The following is a 16,791-nucleotide window of genomic DNA, read 5'->3' as shown; positions in this document are numbered from 1 at the left end:
GTTTGACCGCCGAGCGCAAAAACGATAGAATGAATCGGTAATTAAAAGTAACCAACACCTGTTAGTGTTGAACAGGTACCCATTATCGATTCGTACGATTTTTTTGCGTATAGACGGAAGGATGAATCAAGTGATGAGCAGCGAGAAGAAACGGCAAGAAATTCTGGATGCGTACCGATTCAGACATGCGACCAAAAGCTTCGATCCCGATCGGAAAATCCCGGCCGAGGAATTCGATTTTATTCTGGAAACGGGTCGGCTGTCGCCGAGTTCGATCGGTCTCGAGCCGTGGAAATTCGTCGTGGTCCAGAATCCGGAACTGCGCGAGAAGATTCGCGAAGTATCTTGGGGCGCGCAAGGCCAGCTTCCTACGGCCAGCCATTTCGTTGTCATCTTGGCACGCCGCGACGTGCGTTACGATTCGCCGAGCCTGGCGAAGCATATGCTGGAAGTCAAAGGCTATCCGCAGGAACTGGTCGACCGCATGACGGGCGAATTCTATAAATCGTTCCAAGAAAACGACTTCGACCTGCGCGACGAGCGCAGCTTGTTCGACTGGTCGTCGAAACAGACGTATATCGTGCTCGGCAACATGATGACCGCCGCCGCGGAGATCGGCATCGACTCCTGCCCGATCGAAGGCTTCCACCGCGTCAAGCTCGACGCGGTGCTGGAAGAAGCGGGACTGCTCGAAAACGGAGCATACAGCGTAAGCGTCATGGCGGCGTTTGGCTACCGGGCCAAAGAACCTCGGCCTCAGACGCGCAGAACGACGGAAGACGTCGTGCGCTGGGTGTAACGCGTAACGGAACAGGCCGCGAGTCTGCAAGAAAGAACGGGCGGGCGAAACGTTACGCTTCGCCGTTCGCTGCCGAAGCCGGCGGCTTGTCGAGGCATACGCGTCGACCCCGCTTTGAAGACCGCTAACGGAACGCATGTCCGTTAGCGGTCTTTTTGCGCGAATCTATTCGGGCTAACGGAAATCAGCGGCGCTTAGACGCGGAAATGACGCCGAGTCGAATCTGAGGCTTGCGGTTCGGGCAAGATCAATCCCGCCAAGCCCGCTCCGCTTCTTCGCGGAGCGCGTTCAGTCCCGCCTGCATCTCTTCGTCCGAAGCGTAGGCGTACGACAGCCGGATATGGTGCAGGTCGCTCGGGTCGTAGATATAACCGGGATTGATCAGCACTTTGCGATCGAGCAGGCGGCGGAAAAAGCTTTTGTCCGCGATCGGCTTGCGGAAGCGCAGCCAGATGTAGAAGCCGCCTTCCGGCGTTTCCCAATCCGCGAGTTCGCGGAATCGTTCGCGCAGCGCCGATTCGGTACGGGCCGCGCGCCGCCGCAGTTCGGATCGCAGGCGCTCGGCGTGGCGTTCGTACAAGCCGGTCTCCAGCCAGTGGGCGGCGATCTCCTGCGAGAAAGCGCTCGACCCGTAATCGGTCTGCATCTTGACGTCGGCGAGCCGCGCCGCGACCGGCGAAGGCGCGACGACCCAGCCGATCCGAAGGCCGGGGCTGAGCGACTTGGACAGGCTGCCCATGTAGAGCACTTGGCCGGAGCCGTCGGTCGCTTTGATCGGCGGCGGACCGGGCGCGAACAGCAGGTCGCGGTAGACGTCGTCTTCGACAATCGGGATGCGCAGCTCCGAACAGGCGTCGTAGATGCCTTGCCTTCGGGCCGGATTCCAGCTCCGGCCGGTCGGGTTGTTCAGCGTAGGCACCGCGTAGAGCAGCGATTGCCGGCCTCGGGCGGCGCGGGCCAATCGTTCGCGCAGCTGCGGACCGTGGCGGAACGGGAGCATCCGCATGCCGGCGGATTGGAACGGATGGACCGAATTCAGGTACGAGATCGGCTCGTGGAACACGGCCGATCCTTCTTCGAGCAGGCCGACGGCGATGAGCTGCAAAGCTTGCAGCGCGCCGGAGACGATGCAGACGTTATCCGGCTGCGCCCGGATGCCGAGCCGTTCGAGCTGCACGCACAGCGCCCGGCGCAGGCGAAGGCTGCCCAGCGGCTCGGAATAGCCGATCGCGCGGGGATCGAGCTTCAGATCGCGCAGCGAGCGCTCCAGCTCCCGGGCGGGGAGCAGCTCCGGCGACAGCTCGCCGGTGCCGAGCCGGACCAGCGAAGGGTCCGGCTCGTTGTCGTTGATCAGCCGAATCGTATGCCGATTCGGCTTGTGGACGCTGGCGCGGATATGCCGCTGCCAATTCGGCTGCGAGCGGGCCAGCAGCGCGTTCCAAGCGCTGCCGGAGACGTAAGCGCCGGAGCCTCGGCGGGTCTCCAGCAGGCCTTCGGCGCGCAGCTCGTCGATCGCGGCTTGCACGGTGCTGCGATTGACGCTCCAGCGCGCGGCCAATTCGCGCTGCGCGGGCAAGCGGAAACCGGCGTTCCAATCGCCGTGCTCGATCCGCTCGGCGATCCAAGCGACGATCTGCGCTTGAAGGGTGTGATGAGGATGGGGGGACGGTTTCCAGTCCATGGGCTGCTCCTTTCCGCCGCCGATTGGATGGTTCGATAACCATCCAATTGGCGGTTTTCTTTTTCTCTTCGCATCGTAACATGGAAGAAGAAAAGGAGTCGATGTCATCATGGAAGCTATACTGCACGGATTCGTTCTGGCTCTCGGGCTGATCCTGCCGCTCGGCGTGCAGAACGTGTTCGTATTCAATCAAGGCGCGGCGCAGCCGCGCTTGTCCGGCGCGCTGCCGGCGGTCATCGCCGCGGCGCTGTGCGACACGCTGCTGATCTCGCTCGCCGTGTTCGGCGTCTCGGCCGTCGTGTTGAAGATCGAGGCGCTGCGCTTGGGACTAATGCTGGCGGGCATCGCGTTTCTCGCGTATATGGGGTTCTCGTTATGGCGCACGCGGCCGGCCGCTTCCCTGCCCGGCGACGCCTCCGACTCGTCGGCAGCCGTTCGGGCGCTGTCTTCTTCGCGGCAGATCGCGTTCGCGCTCTCCGTCTCGCTGCTCAATCCGCATGCGCTGCTCGATACCGTCGGCGTGATCGGCACCAGCGCGCTCGCTTACGAAGGAGCCGCTCAGATCCGTTTCGCCGCGGCCTGCATCGTAGTCTCTTGGTTATGGTTCGCGGCTCTTGCGACCGCGGGCTCCGTGCTGCGCCGCTTCGACGGCGGCGGCCGCTTGACGGCGCTGTTCAACAGAGCGTCCGCGTTGTTCGTCTGGGGAACGGCGCTGTACCTGTTGGCAAGCTTGATTCGGGAAGTACCGTTTGCCTGAACCTATTCGCTTTCGCGTCCGCTTCAGACTGTCCGAATCGGCGGAAGCGGGCGAAGGAAACGCTGTGCGCTGCTGGCGGGTATCGGACATCGGACTTGCATGCCGCCTTCCGAAGCGAACCGCCTCACCGACGCGTCCGCGCGAAAAAGACCCCGAAGTCCGCTTGAAAGCGGATTTCGGGGTCTTTCTGACGAACGAAAGATAGAAAAGGTCGTTTTATTCGCTTTTCTCTTCGCCGGCTTGCGCAGGCTCGGTTTGGTCGTCCGCCGCGCAGTCCTGCGTCTCGTCTTCGTCCGGGGAAGCCCAGACGGACACGCTGCCGCCGTTCACGAGGAAGGTCGCCGATCCGTCTTCGCCGATCGTGATCTTCTCTTTGCGCGTGCCGGTCAGGTCGATCCATTCTTCGCCCGCGCGGTGCGCGCCGACGTTCATATGCTTCTCGCCTTCGTCGCCGTTGGAGATCACGACCGCGCAGCCGGAGCCGGACACTTCTTCTTCGCCCATGCGCACCCAGCCGATCGTGTTCGGATGATCGAAGTAATCGATCTGCTCGCCGTAGGCTTTCTGGCAGCGGGCGTAGAGAAGCGGGTCGATCGCCATCTTCTTGCCTTCGATCGGATTCTCGCCGCCGATGCCGAAATAGTCGCCGTAGAACACGCACGGATACCCGTCGCGGCGCAGCAGGATCAGCGCGTACGCGCTCTGTTTGAACCAGTCTTGAATCCACGATTCCAGCGATTCGCCCGGTTGGGAGTCGTGGTTGTCCACGAACGTGACCGCGTTGGTCGGGTGAGTCTGGACGAGCGTGTCGTCGAAGATCTTCGTCAGGTCGAACGCGCTCCCGGACTGCGACGCTTCGTGCAGTTTGTAGTGCAGCGATACGTCGAACAGATCGATCCGGTAATCGACGTTGTCGAGGAATTCCCGGCAGGCGTTCAGATCGTTGTTCCAGAATTCGCCGACGATATAGAAGTCTTCGCCGCGTTTGCGGGTCATTTCTCCCGCGAATTCGCGGATGAAGTCATGGTTGATATGTTTGATCGCGTCCAGACGGTAGCCGCTGCACTGCAGCGTATCGACCAGCCAACGACCCCATTCCATCATCTCTTCGCGCACTTCCGGAAGCCGGTAATCGATATTGGCGAACATCAGATAATCGTAGTTGCCGAATTCGTTGTCCACCTTGTCGTCCCAGCCGCGATTCTCGCCGCCGATCCGGTAGATGCCGGTGCGTCCCGTCGCGTTATCGAAGTCGGTGCCGTTGAAATGAGTATGGTCCCATTTGAACGAAGAATACTGCTCGCCGCGGCCCGGGAACGTAAATTTGGTCCAGCCTTCGATCTCGAACGGTTCGAGCGAGATGACTTCGTTGCGGTCGTTGGGGTCGACTTCGACGACTTTGAAACGTTCCGTCTCGTCGGCTCCCGCTTTATGGTTCATGACCAGATCGACGTACACGGCGATACCGTATTCGTGACAGGCCGCGATCGCGCTTTTCAACTCTTCTTTCGTGCCGTATTTGGTACGGACCGTGCCTTTCTGATCGAATTCGCCCAGATCGTACAGATCGTAGATGCCGTAGCCGGTATCTTCCGCGGATTGCCCTTTGGTGACGGGAGGAATCCAGACGGAGTCGATGCCCCATTTTTTCAATTCGGGCGCCAGTTCTTTGAGGCGGTTCCAATGCTGTCCGTCCGCTTCTACGTGCCATTCGAAAAATTGCATCATCGTGTGATTCGCGGTCATAACCAAACGCCTCCTCGGGTTCGTATAAGATTGCTGAGTACTGGATTGCCGGGACCGAAAACGCGCGCAAGACCTGATGACGTTCCCGCTTCCGGGCACGTGAAAAAGGACGCGTTCGGGCGCCGCAGATCGTTTCGGTGAATGTAAGGTTGGAGGCTGCGAGACGGCCGAATCGCTCGCTAACCGAACTAATACCCGTTACCCAAAAAAGCGGGGGGGTTAAACGATTCGTCCGGCGGAACCCGAAAGGGGAAAATGCGCGTTTCTTGCTTGGATGTCCCTTTCCGAAGGGTAATGATGGATTGGGCCGTTCCCGCAAGCGAGCGAAGAGCGGTTATTATGGATTGGGAGGCGTTATTCTTGAAAACCGAAAGCATGCTGGAACTGATGAAAAACAGACGCAGTATCTACGGGATCAGCAAGGAACAGACGGCATCCGACGACAAAATCCGCGAATTGATCGAGCAGACGCTGCTGCATGTCCCGTCGGCGTTCAACTCGCAGAGCGCGCGCGTGGTCGTGCTGCTCGGAGAACACCATGACAAGCTGTGGGACTTCACGACCGCCATCTTGAAAGAAATCGTGCCGGCGGAAAATTTCGGGCCGACGAAGGAAAAGATGGACAGCTTCAAAGCGGGTTACGGCACGATCCTGTTCTTCGAAGACGAATCGGTCATCCGCGGCATGCAGGAGCAGTTCCAGGCTTACCAAGACAATTTCCCGATCTGGTCGCAGCAGTCTTCGGGCATGCACCAATACGCGATCTGGACGCTGCTGGAAGCCGAAGGCTACGGCGCTTCGCTTCAGCACTACAATCCGCTGATCGACGAGAAAGTCAAACCGGAATGGGATATTCCCGAGAGCTGGAAGCTGGTCGCGCAGATGCCGTTCGGCAAGATTACGGCTCCGGCGGGCGAAAAACAGTTCAAACCGCTGGAAGAACGCTTGAAATGGTTTAAATAATCTCGGCTTGGCCGGCCAAAGATCCGCATGAAGCAAAACCGCTCCGGCGTCTACAGGACGCCGGAGCGGTTTTTTTCGAGCGGTCAGAACAGTTTTTCCTGCTGCGCTTGAGGTTCTTCCGAAGGAGTTTCGTCCGCTTTTTCGGACTTGCCTTGCTGATCCGGCGGCCACGGCGCGCCTTCGGGGATCGGTTGGCCGAGCAGTTCCATGAGTTCGAGCGCGTTGGGGGTGGCGTCTTTGGCGGAGTTATTGTTGAACACGACGTATACATGCTTGCTCTGTTTGTCCAGATCGAGCAGGATGTCGCGCCACTCCGTCAATTCCTCGGTGCTGTAGCGATACAAGTAGCGCAGTTTGCGCCAGTTCGGATCGCTGCTCTTATGCCATCCGCCGACGTTGCGCCCGTGCATGCGGACGTACGTGGCTTCGTCGCTGGTCGCCTGCGCGATGATCGGAATCGATCCGCTGCCGGCCTGCGGTTCGTCGACGACCGTCTGAATCCAGCCTTCTTTGCGCATAAAATCGAGCGTCTTGTCCCGGAACTGCGGCGAATACCAAGACTGGTGCCGGAATTCGAGCGCGCACGGCACGTCTTTCATGAATTCGCGCGTGACGCGCAGTTTCTCCACGTTCTCGCGGGTGCAGTCGAACCAAGGCGGATATTGGAACAATGTCATCGTCAGCTTTTTCGCGTCGATGACCGGTTCCAGACTCGTATGGAAAGCGGCGAACATCTCCTCGGCCGTATCGAAATAATTCTTTTTGCCGCGAAGATGACCGGTCATGCCTTGATAGGCTTTGATCACGAAACCGAAATCTTCCGGCGTCTGAGAGACCCACTTTTCGTAGTTTTTTACGGGCTGAATCGCATAGAACGAGCTGTCCAGCTCGACGACTTTGAACGTTTCGCTGTAGGCGGGCAGCCGCTCGGCGGGTTTCTTTTTGCCGTAAAGTTCGTCGTGGTCGCTGAAATTGGTGAGTCCGATGGTGATCACGGGAATCCCTCCTTATCCGGCATTTGCTTGTACATTCTAGTATTACACCCGACGGGGGGCAGGCAATCGTAACGCGGCGCGGAAAGGGACGGGAGGCGGTATAATGGAACCCTATTGAATCAATCGACAATCGACGAGGAGGAAGATCGGGATGGCGAACGAAACGAAAAGCGAAGCCGAACAATTGGCCCAGCGGCAGTTGGACCGGTACAACGCGCATGATTTGGAAGGATTTCTGGCGGTCTATGCGGAAGACGCGAAGCTGTACGATCTGATCGACGGGACGGTGATCGCGCAAGGGCGGGAAGCGATGCGCGAACGTTACCGCAAACGTTTCGAAGAAGACCGGGTACAAGCGGAGTTGGTCAATCGCATGGTGATCGGCAGCCGGGTTATCGACCACGAGCACGTCACTCGAGAAGGATCGGACCGGGTCATTCAAGCGGCGGCGATCTACGAGACGCACGGCGGACGGATCGTCGCGGCGTGGTTCGTAAACGAATGATCGGTCGAATCGAGCGAGTTTGAATACACGCACGAAAAAGACGCTTTCCCGCTGCGGGAAAGCGTCTTTTTGGCGCGGAAGCTTGCGCGAGAACGACGGACAAAGAGGCAGGGAGCTCGAAGAGAAAACCGCCTTCCCTGCCGCCGAAAGCGCGTCTTGCGTTACGGCAGCATCGGATTGCCGGTCGCGCCGACCCACAGTTCGGACTGCTCCAATTGCGCGGAGACTTGCAGCAGCAGGTCTTCGCGGCCTTTGGCGGCCATGATCTGCACGCCGAGCGGCAGGCCTTCTTCCGTCAAGTGCAGCGGCAGGCTGACCGCGGGCTGTCCGGTCAGGTTGGCGAGCTGCGTGAACGGCGTGTACGTCAGGCTGCGTTCGAAGATGTCGTAGAGCATGGTGCGCTGCTCGTTCGCCGTCAATTCGCTGACTCTCATCCACGGCGCGAGTTCCTCCGGCTTGTGCGTCAGCTCGCCGACCCGAGGAGCCGGGAAAGCGCTGGCCGGCATCACGTACAGATCGTAGCGGGCCGACAATTCGGCCATCTGCGCCGCGGCGACGTCCCATTCGTTCAAGCTGTGCACGAATTCGGCGGCCGACACGTTCTTGCCGGCTTCCGCGAATACCCAAGTGATGATGTCCACTTCGTCCGGACGGATCGCGCGGCCGAGCATCTGCTCCAGCGAGAGGAACATGGCGGCGACTTCGCCCGCGTTCATCGTGTAGTAGTTCTCCATCAACCGCACGCCGTTGACCGGACTGAGTTTCTCTTCGACCTCGTGTCCTTGCGCTTCCAACCAGCGCACGGTCTTATGCACGGCCGATACGGCGTCTTCGCCGACGGGCGAACCGACCGGCGAAGCGGTCGTGAACGCGATGCGGAGCGGGCGCGAACGAGGCGCTCGCATGTCTTCGGCATAGACGCCCGGATAGAGGGGCGTCTGGAACGCGGCTTCGGGCTGCACCACTTGCAGCAGGTCCAAGAGCGCGGCGCTGTCGCGCACGGTGCGCGACAAGGCGAAGTCGATCGACGCGCCCTGCCATTGGCGGCCTACGCCGGGGCCGACCGGGGTCCGTCCGCGTGTCGGCTTGAGGCCGAACAAGCCGGTGAACGACGCCGGGATGCGGATCGAGCCGCCGCCGTCGCTGGCTCCGGCGGCGGGCACGATGCCCGAAGCGACGGCGGCTGCCGCGCCGCCGCTGGAGCCGCCCGGGGAATGATCGGGATTCCACGGATTGCGGGCCGGGCCGTGCAGCGTCGGCTCGGTGATGTTCTTCAGTCCGAATTCGGGCGTATTCGTATGCCCCAGCGGGATGAAGCCGCCGGCGCGCAGGCGGGCGACATAATTGGAATCGCGGCGCGCGACGTTATTCGCGAGCAGCGCCGAGCCGGAGGTGAGCGGCTCGCCCGCGAGCGCTTGCGAGATGTCTTTGAGCAGGTACGGCACGCCGGCGAACGGGCGCGACGCGTCCGGCACAGGCATCGCCGCGGCTTCCGCCGACGCGGCTTCGCGGCGTTTTCTTACGACCGCGTTCAATCGCGGATTGACTTCGTCGATGCGGGCGAAGGCGGCTCCGACCAGTTCGGCCGCGGAGACTTCGCGCCGCCGAAGCAGTTCGGCCAAGCCGACGGCGTCGTATCGGACGTATTGTTCGAAATTCATGTGCGGATTCCTTCTTTCTGGCGCGCCGTTTTCGAAGTCCGGGCATCGGAAGCTCGGACGGGCGCTGCCGGTAATAGAGCGGCGTCGAACGCAGCGATCGACGGCAAGCGGCGCGAGGCCGAAGCGCGCCGGCTCTTTGTTCCTTGCGCCGCCCGACAGAACCGATTGTACAACAAAGCGCTCCGAGACACGAATCCGAAGCGGTCTTATCTGAGCCGGTTCGAACCGCGGCAGACGGCAGCGCGCGAAAAAACCGGCCGAGAAGCCTTTCGGCCCGGCCGGTTCGCCGCCGCGATCGCGGTCGGCACGCGGAATCTTTATCCCGACGCCGATTCGCCGTTCGAACCTTTGCGGCGCTCGGCGTCGCTCAGGCTGGGCGGGATCTCGTCGCCGTCCGCGTCCCGGCTTCCGGCGATCTGCACGTTGTTGCGTCCGCTTTGTTTGGCCCGATACAGCGCGTCGTCCGCCTGCTTGGTCAGCAGCTTGAGCGGAAGGTCGCGGCTCGCCGCGGACAAACCGAAGCTCGCGGTCACGTCGACCGGCCCCGCGCTGGTCATCACCGGTCCGGAAGCCAGTTCCCGGCGAATCCGTTCGAGCAGGCCGTAAGCGTCGTCCGGTTCGCGGCCCGGCATGCACAGCGCGAATTCTTCGCCGCCGTAGCGTCCGAAGACGTCGCGGTCGCCGAGGTAGATCTTGCAGGAACGCACGACGTGCCGGATGACTTGGTCGCCGATGTCATGGCCGTACGTGTCGTTGATCAGCTTGAACCGGTCGATGTCTAGCAGGGCGAAAGCCAGCGGTTCAAGCGTTCGCCGAGCTTCGGTCAACAGCCGCTCGGAGCATTCGACGAAATGCGTCCGGTTGTAGATCTGCGTCATGCCGTCGTGCGTCGCCATGCGCTCCAGCTTCCGATGCAGCAGCACCGTCTCCGTCACGTCCAAGACGACGACCGTGCGTCCGATCAGCGCGCCGCCGTGCCGATGATACACCGGAGACGAACGAATCCGGTAATGGCGAACTTCTTGGCCTTCCAGCCATTCGATCTGCCGGTCTTCGGCTTCCAGAAAGCCCATATCCGCGTCTTCGGGGCGAAGATGCTGACGGGGGATCGCTTGGACCGCGTTGCTTCCGATCAGCGCGGGAGCGAGAAACGGAAAAAGCAGCGACGCCGCTTTGTTGTAATCGGCGATGCGCCCGGCCGGATCGAGCACGAGCACGCCGTCGCGCATGCTCTCCAGAATGTTTTCGCGCACGACCGGAGTGGACGTCAGCATACCGGCGGACAAGATCGACCAGCAGTATAAGAGATTGGTAAAACTCATGGTAGCGGGAACCGGGTCGATGTGGTAAGGCGTGAGGTTCATGGTGTAGACCAACGAAGCTCCGATCGGGATAAAGAGGCCGACGAACATGGTGGCGGTCTGCTTGCGGTACACGTTCAGCGTCTGGCGCAGATGGCGGGCAAGCATCCACATTCCCACCAGACCGCAGGCCAATGTGTAGCTGCCGTTGATCACGTAGCCGATGCCCATCGTAAAATCGATCAGCGGCCAAGGCGTATCGTCGCGCAGTTTGATGTTCTGGTACATCAGATGGTGCAGGTCGTTGGTCAGCATCAGCAGCGAACTGACGGCAGGCAGGGCGAGCGTCGCGATCGCGGCCCGAGGCGTCATCAGGCGCTCGCGTCCGACGTAATGGAAGACGACCAATAAGTTGAGCGGCGAGATAAACGGCAGTCCGATATATTCGAACGTGACCCAGAATTTGATCTCTTCCAGCGAATGGCTGGCCAACTCGAACGAACTGCCGAACGAATAAACGGCAGTCGTGATAGACATCCACACGAACAGACGGATGCCGGAGAAATGCGTTTTTTGAAAAGACGTGTACAAAGCGAGCAAGATACTCAGCACGCCGGAGATGGCAAAGAGAGCGATAAAGGTAGAAAAAGCGGCATTCATAGACGTGAAGGCTCCTGTTCTGTAAGTGATGATCTGCATGCCAGCGCAAAATTCATCGCCTTGACGTGCGGCAAATCTCTCTTTTTTACGACTTCGCCGCCGCGTCGAATAACATGCAAATCATACCACAAATTGCCTGGCTCCGGCATTTTCTCCTGCCGAAATCCAGAAACCCGTCCGGAAGCTCCGCCTTAACGACCGGACCAGTATCGCAGCAGGATTCCTTCTTTGCCGAATACCGGATCGGTATCCGGAAGAGGCACTTCGGCGATCTCGCCGATCGATTGTTCGCGCTTGCCGTCATGCTCGATGCGCGTATTATAATCTCTGCCGTTCGGATACGCGCCGACGATCCGGAAGTCGGGGCTGGCGGTGATCCGTTTATGCCCGGTCCCGGCCGGCAGCACGATCACGTCTCCCGCTTGCAGATCGAAAGAGCGTCCTTCGTTTCCGCCGATCTGGATCAAGATGCTGCCGCGCGTGACGCCGAGCACCTCGTGCGTATTGCTGTGATAATGATGATAATCGAATACGCCGTTCTCCCAACTGTTGCGCCAACCGTTTCCGTTGAATACCGACTCGCTCCATTCGGACTTGCCTTGCAGCGCGCTGGGATACAGAACGACGGGCAGCTTCGGATTATTCGGAATGATGCCGTCGTCTTCGAACAGAAAAGTCTGGGTGCCGTGTGTTTCGCTCATCTTCGAGATCCCCTTTCCGGATGCCTTCGACGTTGACAAGGTGCTTGCGTATGACATGCATTACCCGGAATGATTCCCGTTCGACCGTCGGCGTTGCGAGAAAATCCACAAATTACCGGCGCAAGCCGGGCTTTACCCGCTATAATAGCGGATATGCCGGTCGATGCCGGAACAAGAAAAAGCCGAATTCATGCGTACGAAAGGAGCACGGCATTTGCTGAATATGAACTTGTTATCTTATATGACGGAAGAGAACCTGCACGAATGGCTGGAACGTTTCCGCGCGCTCGGTCCGCTGCCGGGCATCTTCCTTACTTTTCTCAAATCGTTCGTTCCGCCGCTGCCGACCGCGGTGATCGTGGGCGTGAACGCGGCCGCTTACGGATTGGGGCTCGGTTTTCTTTATTCGTGGATCGGACTGATCGCCGGCTGCATGACCACGTTCCTGATCGTGCGCAAGGTGGCGTCGCATCCTTATTTCCTGCGCTGGTCGGAACGCCCGAAAGTGCAGAAAAGCTTGGTCTGGGCGCGCCGCAACGCGTTCAGCTTCGTGTTTATCCTCAGCATGATGCCGGTCGGCCCGTTCGCGATCGTCAATACGGCCGCCGCCGTAGCGCGCATGCCGAAGCTCCCGTTCTTCCTCGCGATCGCCGGAGGCAAAGCGATCATGGTGTTGGCGGTGTCGTACGTGGGCGCCGATCTCGGAAGATTTATCGAGCGTCCGTACGAGCTGATTTACGTGGCGGGATTTTTGGCGCTGTCGTTCTGGGGAAGCCGAAAAGCGGAAGCTTATTTTACGCGCGGAAGCGGCTTGTAAGCGCGGGAAGCGAGCGAGGAGTTAAAAGAGTTTTCGCTAACGGATCACAGATTCCTTAGAACGGTAAAATCCCCCTTTCGGAAAGGCTAACGGATCCTAGGTTCCTTAGCCGGCCGATTCGCCTCTTTTCGGGCCGAAAACCGGCTTTTTTTCATTCTAAGCATCATCTGTATCCGTTAGAATTCGAAAAGCGCTCCGAACCGCCCGCTAAGCGTCGCCTCGATCCGTTAGAAACCGGAGGTTAATCCGATCGGCTCGGTGCGGACGAAATCGCGGCGGCCGTTTGAGCGAAAAAAAGCGAAACGGCAAAAAGACCGCATCCCGCATAAGCGGGGGCGGTCTTTTTTGATTTCGGAACCGGAAGCCGAAGCTCCGGCCGCCGCCGATCGGCTCGACGGACGTTCGCTCGATGGAAGTAACCCGTAATCGGGGGATGAACCGCCGGAAAGCGGGAGCATCTTGCAGCGTTAAGGCTGTTTAGTGTTTATTTTTCATATCGCCGATTTTGTCTTGAACGGCGCCTTTGGCTTTGTCCGCTTTGCCTTCGGCTTGCAGACCCGGATCGTTCTTGGCATTGCCGATTTGATCCTTGATTTCGCCTTTGGCTTTGTTGACTCCTGCTTTCACTTTATCGCCCAATCCGTTGTTCGTCATGTTGAACATCTCCTTTTTGTCTAGAGGATGACTTCATAAACGTTCTCGTTCTTATTTACCCTTTACCTTTGTTAGTTAAACGACAAAAACATCACGCCTTCGAATCGTTTCACTTACGAAAAAGACAAGGAAAATGTCAGAAATGGAATCGTTATTTGCGGTTTGGGTTGGACGGGCCCCCCCGGTTTAGTGGTATAATGATTTCAAATCGATCCGTTTCCGAAATTCGCAAACTTCTTTGATCCGACACTCCTCCAGCGAAAAGCTGCCGTTTTTCTTTGCTCCTGCTTCGGTGGCGCGAGAAGGCAGCCGCCTGCCTGATCGGCTTGCGTCGTCGATCCTTCTTCCGAATCTTACATACGAGCGGCCCTTTTCGCCGTCGTTCCTTTTCCTCTTCCTAATCGCCGTTCGAAGGCCGATCACTTCTTAAGCCCGGGAATTCCCTTTTCTTATCGCGAGATGTCGTCTAAGAGAGGCAACCGAATTGCCGATAGATGCATTCATGATGTTCGTTCCGACATTCCTTGTGAAAGTGGGTGAACGCAAGATGAAATATTCGATGCAAACGGATCTGTGCCCGTCTCCGGCTTTGGCCGCGGCTTCGGAAGATCTGTTCGAGCTGGCTGCCGGCATGACGGATGCCGAGACTTTGTTCGTAGCCAAGCAGACGGATAACGGGATGCGTACGATGCTTGTCTGGGGACGGGAGCGGGAAGGCGTACGGGCGGGACAGCCGTTGATTTACCCGAAAGACGTTTACTGCCTGACCGTGCCGCTTCCGTTCGCTTGCGACGGCGAGCGAGGCATCGTCGGCGCGCTGCGCGCGAGCGCGACTTTCGGCGATGACGAAGAAGCTTCGCTGAAGCGCGCGGCTTCGGTCGCGGCGCGTCTGGCCGAATCCGAACAGAAAAGCGCGGCGCTAAAAAGGGAGAGCGAGCTGCAGCGCGGCCGGGAACACGCCGAGCGCGAGGCGCGGCGTACCGGCGAACTGCTTGCGGTTATGGGCCACGAGATCCGTACGCCGATGAACGGGATCGTCGCGATGTCGCAGCTTTTGAGAGAAAGCGGGCTGACGGAAGAACAGGACCATTATTTGCAGATCATCGAGGACAGCCAGAAATCTTTGCTGGAACTCGTGAGCAGCATTCTCGATTACGGCAAGTTGGAAGCCCGCCAGATGAAGCTCGAGCTTGCGCCGATGGATTTGGCGGGAGCGTTGGAAGACACGGCGTATCAATTCGCGGCCAAAGCGGCTCAGCGCCCCGAACTCGAGCTGACGCTGGACCTCGATCTCGATACGGTGCCGATGCTGATCGGAGACGTGCGCAAGATCCGTCAGATATTGGGCAATCTGCTCAGCAACGCGATCAAGTTTACGACGGTCGGCGAGGTTCGCGTTACGGCGCGGCAGATCGAAGGCGACGCCGGCGATCGGGCATGGATCGAATTTTGCGTATGCGATACGGGCATCGGCATCTCGCAAACGGGGATCGAACGTTTATTTCAAGATTATGCCCAAGTCCATCGGCCGGAAGAAGGCGATTACGGCGGCACGGGTCTGGGCTTGTCGATCAGCAAGCGATTGGTCGACCTGATGGGAGGCAAGATCTGGGCGCAGGGAAACAAAGGGCAAGGAACCCGGATGACGTTCGTGCTGCCGCTGGAGATCGAGCAGGGCGCGTACGGGGAAAGCTCGCCGCGCGCAGGGGCGCTGAGCGGCCGCCGTTTGCTGCTGGCGGCAGGCGGCGGCGGAACCCGCGAAACGCTGTCGCGCTTGGCGCGGCGCATGGGGATGGAAGTACGCGAAGCTTCCGGCGGAGCGGAAGCGGCGCTCGCCTTGGCGCGCGAAGGCCCGTTCGATCTGGTGCTGAGCGAATGGGAGATCGAACGCGAAGCGCTGCTCCTGCCCGGGCTGCCGCCTCTTCCGGACGTGCCGTCGATTCTGCTGCTGCCGCTCGTGCACGACAGCGAAGCGGAAGCCGGGCCGCATTCCTCGTTCGCTTCGCTGACGAAGCCGGTGCGGCAGAGCGAGATGTACGAAGTGCTGGCGTCCGCCTGCCAAGGACGGCCGATAGCGCGAGAGCGTCGGTCTTGAGGCGGCTTCCGCTTGCTTTCGCTAACGAAAAAAGGACCTTTCCCGCGTTTGCGCCGAATGGCGGCAGACAATCGCGAAAGGTCCTTTTTTTGAATCCGTGATGTTCCCGAAAGCGTCCGCGGAAGTTGTCAAGAGACCGGACTGCCGCCGTCCGCGCAAAAATCTTCGAGCGATTCGGCATCTTCCATGAATTCGTCCAGATCGCGGTCCGCCTTATTCTGATTGCAGAGCATGCAGGCGCAGACGCAGTTCAGCGGCGTCGTATGGCCGCCTTTCGCTCGCGGCAGAAGATGGTCGATGGTATCGCCGTATTCGCCGCAGAAATGGCAGGTATAATGGTCCCGCTCCAGAATGTAGCGCCGGAAAGAGCGATTCGTATAGAGCCGGCGAATCGTAAACCGGTTCACCACGACCGCGGCATGTTCGCGGACCAGACAGCGCGCCATTTCCAGGTCCGTTTCCTGCTGCCAGCGGCGTCCCTTATCGGTACGTCCCCGCATGCGGATCGTCCCCTGCCGCGTCGGGCGCAATTCGCCTTCCCGGGTCGGTTCGAGCCGCGCGTCCGCCGGCGGTTCGGGCATCGGGCGACGAATCCGCCGTTTGGGAACGGGTTCCGGCACCGCGTTTGCGTCCGGTAATTCGATTGCCGGCCGTGCCGCCGCCGACGGCGGAAGCGGATCGGAAGCCGCATTCTCTTCGGCTTCCGATTCCAGAGCCGCCGCCTGTCGGCGCTTGCGGCAATCGCGGCAGGCGCCGCGCCGCGAACCGCCGCCGGACCTCTTGCCGGTCCGGCGGAGAAAGTCTCCGAGCGGCTTGCTCTCGCCGCAATACAAGCAGACCTTGCAGCCCGCCTGCGTTTCGTCGTCCGCGGCCGTCTGTTCGGCGCTTGCGGCGTCAGATGCCGCCGGTCGCCCCGGCTCCGGCCGAGGCCGTTCGGCTTCGATCTCCGGCCGCGCGGCCGCCGGGGCCGGGCTTGCTCCGGAAGCGGAACGCTTCTTGCGCCGCCGTTTGCGTTTGCGGCCGGCGCCGCCCGCCGGCGATCCGTTCGGTTCGGAACGCTGGCCGCCCCGCTCCGCCGCTTCGGGGGAGCGGCTCTCCGGAGTCTCTTCCTTCTGCGCGCGGGCCGCGCTTACCGAGTCTTCGGGCGCGAGCGGGAGAGAAGACGGCGAGTCCGTCGTTTTCTTGCGCCGCCGTCGTTTGCGTTTGCGGACGGCATTCGCGGGCGGCGATTCGGAGTCCGGCGTTCTGTCCGGCTCCGGTCCGCTTTCCGCGGTCCGCGGTTTGCGGCCGCCGTCGTCGGTGCGGCTTTCCGGTTCTTGCGCCGCCGTTTGCGGTTCCGCCGGGATGGCGGGTTCGAGGTTCTGGAGGGTCTGATCCTTCTTGCGATTGCTTCGTTTGCGTCCCATTGGCGGTCCTCCTTCCTCAACATGCATAAAGGTATCCGGCAGAATCGGCG

At 60.2% G+C, this 16,791-nt stretch carries 14 protein-coding genes; 6 read left to right on the top strand and 8 right to left on the bottom strand.

Features of this window, described 5'->3' with window-relative positions; translation table 11 throughout:
* Window positions 1–133: 133 nt before the first annotated feature.
* Entirely contained in the window at window positions 134–799 is a 666-nt protein-coding gene (locus CDO73_RS04500) for an NAD(P)H-dependent oxidoreductase (RefSeq protein ID WP_088487312.1), read from the top strand.
* A gap of 247 nt (window positions 800–1,046) precedes the next feature.
* On the opposite strand, the gene CDO73_RS04495 is transcribed toward CDO73_RS04500, so the two are convergent.
* Window positions 1,047–2,480 (bottom strand): aminotransferase-like domain-containing protein, encoded by a 1,434-nt coding sequence (locus CDO73_RS04495; protein ID WP_088487311.1) that lies wholly within the window; start codon window positions 2,478–2,480, stop codon window positions 1,047–1,049.
* A gap of 109 nt (window positions 2,481–2,589) precedes the next feature.
* Between CDO73_RS04495 and CDO73_RS04490 the strand changes: the two genes are divergently transcribed.
* Window positions 2,590–3,237, top strand: coding sequence for a LysE/ArgO family amino acid transporter (locus CDO73_RS04490; protein WP_088487310.1), 648 nt, complete (start codon window positions 2,590–2,592; stop codon window positions 3,235–3,237).
* 216 nt (window positions 3,238–3,453) lie between these two features.
* On the opposite strand, the gene CDO73_RS04480 is transcribed toward CDO73_RS04490, so the two are convergent.
* Window positions 3,454–4,983, bottom strand: coding sequence for an alpha-amylase (locus CDO73_RS04480; RefSeq protein WP_088487308.1), 1,530 nt, complete (start codon window positions 4,981–4,983; stop codon window positions 3,454–3,456).
* A gap of 375 nt (window positions 4,984–5,358) precedes the next feature.
* On the opposite strand from CDO73_RS04480, the gene CDO73_RS04475 reads away from it, so the two are divergent.
* Window positions 5,359–5,946: a nitroreductase family protein gene (locus tag CDO73_RS04475; RefSeq protein ID WP_143536081.1), complete on the top strand. Its 588-nt coding sequence runs from the start codon at window positions 5,359–5,361 to the stop codon at window positions 5,944–5,946.
* An 83-nt stretch (window positions 5,947–6,029) separates the two neighbouring features.
* Here CDO73_RS04475 and CDO73_RS04470 read toward each other — a convergent pair whose 3' ends face one another.
* Window positions 6,030–6,941, bottom strand: coding sequence for a DUF72 domain-containing protein (locus CDO73_RS04470; protein ID WP_088487306.1), 912 nt, complete (start codon window positions 6,939–6,941; stop codon window positions 6,030–6,032).
* Window positions 6,942–7,092: 151 nt separating this feature from the next.
* Here CDO73_RS04470 and CDO73_RS04465 point away from each other — a divergent pair, with 151 nt between their 5' ends.
* Window positions 7,093–7,446, top strand: a complete 354-nt coding sequence (locus CDO73_RS04465) for a nuclear transport factor 2 family protein (RefSeq protein ID WP_088487305.1) — start codon at window positions 7,093–7,095, stop codon at window positions 7,444–7,446.
* Between the two features lie 161 nt (window positions 7,447–7,607).
* Here the strand turns inward: CDO73_RS04465 and CDO73_RS04460 are convergent, their stop codons facing one another.
* The 3 genes from CDO73_RS04460 to CDO73_RS04450 all read right to left on the bottom strand — a co-directional run bounded on the left by CDO73_RS04460 (window position 7,608) and on the right by CDO73_RS04450 (window position 11,769).
* A complete protein-coding gene (locus CDO73_RS04460) occupies window positions 7,608–9,107 on the bottom strand; it encodes an amidase (RefSeq protein ID WP_088487304.1) in 1,500 nt (499 codons plus the stop codon).
* Between the two features lie 317 nt (window positions 9,108–9,424).
* A complete protein-coding gene (locus tag CDO73_RS04455) occupies window positions 9,425–11,068 on the bottom strand; it encodes a histidine kinase N-terminal 7TM domain-containing diguanylate cyclase (RefSeq protein WP_179218566.1) in 1,644 nt (547 codons plus the stop codon).
* A 191-nt stretch (window positions 11,069–11,259) separates the two neighbouring features.
* Window positions 11,260–11,769 carry a cupin domain-containing protein gene (locus CDO73_RS04450; protein WP_088487302.1) on the bottom strand — a complete coding sequence of 170 codons (510 nt, stop codon included), beginning with the start codon at window positions 11,767–11,769 and terminating at the stop codon, window positions 11,260–11,262.
* Window positions 11,770–11,992: 223 nt separating this feature from the next.
* On the opposite strand from CDO73_RS04450, the gene CDO73_RS04445 reads away from it, so the two are divergent.
* Complete coding sequence (locus CDO73_RS04445) at window positions 11,993–12,586, top strand: TVP38/TMEM64 family protein (RefSeq protein ID WP_179218606.1); 594 nt, start codon at window positions 11,993–11,995, stop codon at window positions 12,584–12,586.
* Between the two features lie 477 nt (window positions 12,587–13,063).
* On the opposite strand, the gene CDO73_RS04440 is transcribed toward CDO73_RS04445, so the two are convergent.
* Entirely contained in the window at window positions 13,064–13,240 is a 177-nt protein-coding gene (locus CDO73_RS04440) for a CsbD family protein (RefSeq protein WP_088487301.1), read from the bottom strand.
* A gap of 547 nt (window positions 13,241–13,787) precedes the next feature.
* Between CDO73_RS04440 and CDO73_RS04435 the strand changes: the two genes are divergently transcribed.
* Window positions 13,788–15,335, top strand: coding sequence for a sensor histidine kinase (locus tag CDO73_RS04435; RefSeq protein WP_179218564.1), 1,548 nt, complete (start codon window positions 13,788–13,790; stop codon window positions 15,333–15,335).
* A 128-nt stretch (window positions 15,336–15,463) separates the two neighbouring features.
* Here CDO73_RS04435 and CDO73_RS27420 read toward each other — a convergent pair whose 3' ends face one another.
* Window positions 15,464–16,168 carry an HNH endonuclease gene (locus CDO73_RS27420; protein ID WP_373446969.1) on the bottom strand — a complete coding sequence of 235 codons (705 nt, stop codon included), beginning with the start codon at window positions 16,166–16,168 and terminating at the stop codon, window positions 15,464–15,466.
* Window positions 16,169–16,791: the final 623 nt, after the last annotated feature.

The sequence above is a fragment of the Saccharibacillus sp. O23 genome (assembly GCF_002205895.1).
GTDB lineage: Bacteria > Bacillota > Bacilli > Paenibacillales > Paenibacillaceae > Saccharibacillus.
The sequence above is the reverse complement of the archived record's forward strand: the minus strand, read 5'-3'. Positions and strand labels throughout refer to the sequence as shown.

Bases quoted from the DNA above. Each gene is read 5' to 3' on its own strand.
- CDO73_RS04450 (WP_088487302.1), bottom strand. From the start codon at position 11,769: ATGAGCGAAACACACGGCACCCAGACTTTTCTGTTCGAAGACGACGGC.
- CDO73_RS04460 (WP_088487304.1), bottom strand. From the start codon at position 9,107: ATGAATTTCGAACAATACGTCCGATACGACGCCGTCGGCTTGGCCGAA.
- CDO73_RS04500 (WP_088487312.1), top strand. From the start codon at position 134: ATGAGCAGCGAGAAGAAACGGCAAGAAATTCTGGATGCGTACCGATTC.
- CDO73_RS04490 (WP_088487310.1), top strand. From the start codon at position 2,590: ATGGAAGCTATACTGCACGGATTCGTTCTGGCTCTCGGGCTGATCCTG.
- CDO73_RS04435 (WP_179218564.1), top strand. From the start codon at position 13,788: ATGAAATATTCGATGCAAACGGATCTGTGCCCGTCTCCGGCTTTGGCC.
- CDO73_RS04445 (WP_179218606.1), top strand. From the start codon at position 11,993: ATGAACTTGTTATCTTATATGACGGAAGAGAACCTGCACGAATGGCTG.
- CDO73_RS04465 (WP_088487305.1), top strand. From the start codon at position 7,093: ATGGCGAACGAAACGAAAAGCGAAGCCGAACAATTGGCCCAGCGGCAG.
- CDO73_RS04495 (WP_088487311.1), bottom strand. From the start codon at position 2,480: ATGGACTGGAAACCGTCCCCCCATCCTCATCACACCCTTCAAGCGCAG.
- CDO73_RS04480 (WP_088487308.1), bottom strand. From the start codon at position 4,983: ATGACCGCGAATCACACGATGATGCAATTTTTCGAATGGCACGTAGAA.
- CDO73_RS04440 (WP_088487301.1), bottom strand. From the start codon at position 13,240: ATGACGAACAACGGATTGGGCGATAAAGTGAAAGCAGGAGTCAACAAA.
- CDO73_RS04455 (WP_179218566.1), bottom strand. From the start codon at position 11,068: ATGAATGCCGCTTTTTCTACCTTTATCGCTCTCTTTGCCATCTCCGGC.
- CDO73_RS04475 (WP_143536081.1), top strand. From the start codon at position 5,359: ATGCTGGAACTGATGAAAAACAGACGCAGTATCTACGGGATCAGCAAG.